Source organism: Leptothrix toolikensis (SeqCode), assembly GCF_057922285.1.
In genome coordinates this window covers 1-4,476 of record NZ_JBYSVC010000125.1, presented here as the reverse complement: position 1 = coordinate 4,476, position 4,476 = coordinate 1, and the positions used below count along the sequence as shown (strand labels likewise).

Below are 4,476 nucleotides of genomic sequence, written 5' to 3'. Positions count from 1 at the left end.
GTGCATGAGATGCAGCGTCGCCCCGGTTTCGTGCTCACCGTGCAGCACCGCCCAATTGATCGGCACCCGCCCACGGTACTTCGGCAAGAGCGAGCCGTGCATGTTGTAAGCCCCCAGCCGCGCCAAAGCCAACAAGGGCTCCTTGAGCATCTGACGGTAATAGAACGAGAAGATCAGATCCGGCTGCACCTGCCGGCAGCGTTCAAGCACCGCCTCGGTGTTGGGATCTTCGGGCGTGATGCACGGCAAACCGTAGAGCGCGGCGGTCTCAGCCACGCTTTCAAACCAGATGTTTTCGTGGGGTGCATCTTGATGCGTCACCACCAAACCAATCTCCACCCCAGCCTCCAGCAACACCTTGAGACAGCGCACACCCACGTCGTGATAGGCAAACACCACGGCGCGTGCATGACGACTCATGGCTGCTGCTCCAACACCGCACTGATGACATAGCGGGGCCGCGAGCGCACCTCTTGGTAGATCCGCCCCACGTATTCACCCAACAAACCGATGCCAAACAGCGCTAAGCCGATCAAGAAAAAGGCCAGCGCAAAGAGGGTGAACAAGCCGCCCTCCTCGGGGCCGAGGATCAGCCTGCGGCCAAGCAAGACCACGACCAGCAAACCCGCCCCCAAGGAAACCAGCATCCCGAGCAGCGAGAAAAGCTGCAACGGCAGCACCGAAAAGCCGGTGATCAGATCGAAATTGAGCCGGATCAGGCTGTAGAGCGAATATTTTGATGTGCCCGCATGGCGCTCTTCGTGCCCCACCACCACTTCGGTCGGATGGCGCGAGAACTGATAGGCCAAGGCCGGAATGAAGGTATTCATCTCGCCACATTGATTGATCAGATGCACCACGTTGCGGCTGTACGCCCGCATCATGCAGCCCTGATCGGTCATCTCGATGCGCGTCAGCCGGGCCCGCAGGCGGTTCATCGCTTGGCTGGCCCAGCGACGCCAAGCCGAGTCTTGGCGCATGCGCCGGATCGAGCCCACATAGTCGTGGCCCTGATCCATCGCCGCCAGCAACAACGCGATGTCTTCCGGCGGGTTTTGCAAGTCGGCGTCTAAGGTCACGATGCGCTCGCCGCGTGCATGGGCAAAGCCCGCCAAGATGGCGCGGTGCTGGCCAAAGTTGCCATTGAACAAAATCACCCGCGTCACGTCGGGACGAAGCTTGAATTGTTCAGCCAACACATGCGCCGAACGATCGCGACTGCCGTCGTTGATAAAGATGATCTCGTAACTCAATCCAAGCGCATCCAAGGCCGGGTACAAGCGCTCAAACAAGCCGAGTAAGCTCGCCTCTTCGTTGTAAACCGGGATCACGACGCTCAATAGCGGTGTGTTGGGTTTGGAGGATGTCAACATAGCAAGCGCTCTTCGTATCAACGGGTTGGTTTGGTCACAAGCACCCGAAAACCATCATCAAAAATGACGTGAACCGGAACATGCCGTTGCTGCAAGACCTGCAAGGTCTGGGGGGCCATAAAGGCCAACGCCTTGGCATCATCGGCCATCCAGCGCAACACAAAAGCGTCTAAGGTGGGTATCCAACGCTCAGGCTCTTGCTGTTGACCAAACTCAAATTCGCTGACGTAATCGACCAACACCACGTTGCGACGCAAATAAAACGGCAGCGACTGGTCATAAAGCCGCACGGCGTACACGGTGGGGTCCGCTTGCAGGACAGCTTGGACCTCAAGGGTTTGAGCCATTCGGGCCGCGCTTTTGAATTGCCCATAAGCCTCATAGCGATCTAAAACCAGCGAGACCGCGCACAACTGACCCAGCGCCAGCACCGCCACCGCCACGGTCAGTCGTTGGTGCCCGAGCGCCCACCAAGCCCCCAGCGCCGCCACGATAAAAACGGCACCCGCCCAGTGCAGTCCAGCGGCCACACTCGCCACGATCTCGGGGGGCACCCGCGCCGTCTTCCCCAAACCATGGCGCTCCAGCCAGAAACTGGCCAGCCACATCCCCAGCCAAAAAAGCCCCGGCACCAGCAGATGCCAGCGCCAGCTTGGGGCTGAAACGTGCTGAAGTCGCCAAGCCGTCAACAAAACCAGCGCCGGAAACATCGGCAGGATGTAGGACGGCAGCTTGGAGCCAGAAAAGCTAAAAAACAAAAAGACGAATAAGGCCCAAACCCGCAACCAAACCAAGGCTCGCTCAACAGGTCGGTCGGCGACCTTGGCGGGCCGGAACAAGCCAGGCAGCGTGCTGGTCCACGGCATGAATCCCACCAGCAACACCGGCACGAAATACCACCAAGCCCCTTCGCGGCGATGGCTGCTGCTCAGGTAACGCTCGACGTGCTCGTGGATGAAGAAAAAATGTGCAAAGTCAGGGTGCCGTAGTGACATCAGCACGAACCACGGCGAGACCACGGCCAGAAAGATCAGCCCGCCCCACCCCCAAGGCAAGCGCCGCCATATCGAGACATCACGCAGCACCACGCTGCCGACCACCAACGTCGCCCCCGGCAGCAGCAGTCCGATCAGCCCTTTGCTGAGCACCGCCAGCGCCAGCCCCAACCAAGCCACCAGCATCCAAGAACGCTGCTCCCGCTTCGATGCCTGAGAGCGCTCCGCCAGCAACAGCCCACACAACACCAAGGTCAGCGTCGCCGTCAAACCCGCATCCAAGGAAAGGAAATGGCTGTTGACCACGATCCACGTGGTGCCGCACGCCAAGAACAAGGCCCTGAGACCCGCCTGAGCACCCCATAAACACCGAGCCGTCCAGCCCAACAAAGCGATGGTCAACAGACCCGCTAAGCCCGGCCACAAGCGCGCCGAAAACTCATGGACGCCGAGCAGCTTGAACGCCACCGCCCCCAGCCAGTATTGCAAGGGGGGTTTTTCAAAGTAGAGCAGCCCATTGAGCCGGGGCGTGACCCAATCGCCCGACTCGGCCATGGCCAGCGCCAACACGGCATAACGGCCCTCATCCGGGGAGAAAAGGCTACGCGACCCCAGGGTCAACAACCACAACCCGGCGACCCCAAAGACGAGAAAAGACCATCGGCACCATGAGCCCATATCGGTAACAGCGGGTAAGGCGCGCGATGATACGCGATCAATCCAGCAGCATCAGCTCCGCCGCAGCCGAGCAGCCGGCAAGATAAGCCGGAACTGCGAGCCTTTGCCCAAGTCGCTTTCAAGCTGCAACTCGCCATCGTGGCGCTGCACGACATGTTTGACGATCGACAGGCCCAACCCGGTACCTCCGGTCTCACGCGAGCGACTACCGTCCACCCGGTAAAAGCGCTCGGTCAGACGCGGTAGATGCTCACGAGCAATGCCAATGCCGGTATCGGTGACACAAAAAACACCCCGACCATCGGCCTGAAAGTGCCATGTCACGCTGATCCGTCCGGCGGGTGGTGTGTAGCGCACGGCATTGCTGACCAAATTGGTCAGCGCCGAAAGTAATTCCGTGGGATGGCCGGCGATCTCCACCGCCTGAAGAGCGTGGCCCTCCAGATCAGGAAACTGAAACTGGTGATGGCCGCCCGAGAGGCCGCGCGCCTCAATCTCGACTTGTTCAAGAAGATGCGCCAACGAAACCCAGCGGTCCACTGTGGGCCGTGGGCTGCCTTCAAGTTGGGCCAAAGTGAGCAAATCGGCCACCAAGGACTGCATACGCTGCGCTTGCTGGCTCATCAAACCCAACACCTTGTGTTGCTCATCCTGCGGCAAAGGCACCGAAGCCAGGGTTTCGACAAAGCCGGCCAGCACCGTCAAAGGGGTGCGGATTTCGTGCGAAACATTGGCGACAAAATCGCGCCGCATGGCATCCATACGTTGGCGCTCAGTCACATCTTGCGAGAGCACCAGCCGCTGCCCTTGACCATAAGAGCGCACCAACACCGAAATCATGCCTCCCGCCGGGGCGGTCAGTGTCATGGCGTCAAGCTCTTCCTCACCATGCTGAAGCGCCGCCACGAAAAGGGGGTTACGAATCAAGTTGGTGACCCGCTGCCGCAGGTCGCGCTCGGGGTCGAGACCAAAATGCTGGGCCGACACACGGCTGCACCAATCGATCTGATCTTGGGCGTCGATCAGCATCACCCCGTTGGGCGAGGCCTCAATGGCGCTGAGAAACTCGGCCAGCCGGACTTGTTCCAGCGTCAGCGCCGCCTGATGCTGGCGCAAAAGGCGCTCGACGCGGTAACCCAGTTCACCCCAAAGACCACGGTCTCGGGGGGCGGAGGTGGTCACACCACCCCCAAGACCATCCGCTTGCATGCGCTGCAACCAACCGATCAGCCGACCGGCACCCAGCAGTTCCTGCGTCCCTTGCACCACCACAGCCAAGGCCGCACCACACCATGTGCCCAGCACAGCATGTCCGGCCCAGTAGCCGAAGAGATAGCCCAACGCAGCGCTGCACGTCATGAACAGCACGGCCCGGATCAGACGTGTCACCCCCATCGTCATCAATAAGAATCGTGGGGCAACGAGCGCAA

The 4,476-nt window shown here is 60.4% G+C and carries 4 protein-coding genes; all 4 read right to left on the bottom strand.

All coding sequences use genetic code 11. The features are described from left to right. Nucleotides 1-420: formyltransferase family protein (locus AC3VI7_RS12185; RefSeq protein WP_489671578.1), on the bottom strand; the 420-nt coding region annotated here is incomplete at its 3' end. Further along, nucleotides 417-1,373 (bottom strand): glycosyltransferase, encoded by a 957-nt coding sequence (locus tag AC3VI7_RS12180; protein WP_489671201.1) that lies wholly within the window; start codon nucleotides 1,371-1,373, stop codon nucleotides 417-419. The genes AC3VI7_RS12185 and AC3VI7_RS12180, both read right to left, overlap by 4 nt. 17 nt (nucleotides 1,374-1,390) lie before the next feature. Next, entirely contained in the window at nucleotides 1,391-2,998 is a 1,608-nt protein-coding gene (locus AC3VI7_RS12175) for a glycosyltransferase family 39 protein (protein WP_489671200.1), read from the bottom strand. Nucleotides 2,999-3,097: 99 nt separating this feature from the next. Continuing rightward, the coding region (phoR, locus tag AC3VI7_RS12170; RefSeq protein ID WP_489671577.1) for a phosphate regulon sensor histidine kinase PhoR at nucleotides 3,098-4,476 on the bottom strand (1,379 nt) is incomplete at its 5' end.